The 421-nt window shown below is 49.2% G+C and carries 1 rRNA gene; it reads left to right on the top strand.

From position 1 onward, the window contains the following. A 16S ribosomal RNA gene (locus BSZ14_RS18865) occupies positions 1-421 on the top strand; the annotation flags it as partial.

Raw genomic sequence — 421 nt, 5'->3', positions numbered from 1 at the left:
AGGAATATTGGTCAATGGGCGGAAGCCTGAACCAGCCATGCCGCGTGCAGGAAGACGGCCCTACGGGTTGTAAACTGCTTTTGTACGGGAATAAACCTCCTTACGTGTAAGGAGCTGAATGTACTGTAAGAATAAGGATCGGCTAACTCCGTGCCAGCAGCCGCGGTAATACGGAGGATCCAAGCGTTATCCGGATTTATTGGGTTTAAAGGGTGCGTAGGCGGCCTATTAAGTCAGGGGTGAAAGACGGTAGCTTAACTATCGCAGTGCCTTTGATACTGATGGGCTTGAATGTACTTGAGGTAGGCGGAATGTGACAAGTAGCGGTGAAATGCATAGATATGTCACAGAACACCAATTGCGAAGGCAGCTTACTAAAGTATGATTGACGCTGAGGCACGAAAGCGTGGGGATCAAACAG

The sequence above is a fragment of the Sphingomonas sp. Sph1(2015) genome (genome assembly GCF_001970915.1).
Classification (GTDB): Bacteria; Pseudomonadota; Alphaproteobacteria; order Sphingomonadales; family Sphingomonadaceae; genus Sphingomonas; species Sphingomonas parapaucimobilis.
This window is presented reverse-complemented; position numbering and strand designations above follow the sequence as displayed.